The organism is Bacillus sp. SRB_8, from assembly GCF_003264205.1.
Taxonomy (GTDB): Bacteria; Bacillota; Bacilli; order Bacillales; family Bacillaceae_G; genus Bacillus_A; species Bacillus_A mycoides.
Map to the genome: position 1 here is coordinate 1 of NZ_NADT01000231.1, position 339 is coordinate 339.

The 339-nt window shown below is 53.7% G+C and carries 1 rRNA gene; it reads right to left on the reverse strand.

Going from position 1 to position 339, the window contains the following annotated elements:
* Nucleotides 1–339: ribosomal RNA gene (locus B5P40_RS32525) — 23S ribosomal RNA — on the reverse strand; the annotation flags it as partial.

The window sequence follows — 339 nt, forward strand, 5'->3', positions numbered from 1 at the left end:
GTCGTCAATAGCAGAAGCTTAGTGGCGTTTCCTGCAAGCAGGGTATCACGCACGTCGTCTGCAAGCAGACTCGTTATCACCCCTCATCTTAGCCCGGCGGATTTGCCTACCGGGCACGACTACAGGCTTGAACCAACATATCCAACAGTTGGCTGAGCTAACCTTCTCCGTCCCCACATAGCACTATTGATCGGTACAGGAATATTGACCTGTTTCCCATCAGCTACGCATCTCTGCCTCGCCTTAGGGGCCGACTCACTCTACGCCGATGAACGTTGCGTAGAAAACCTTGCGCTTACGGCGAGGGGGCTTTTCACCCCCTTTAACGCTACTCATGTC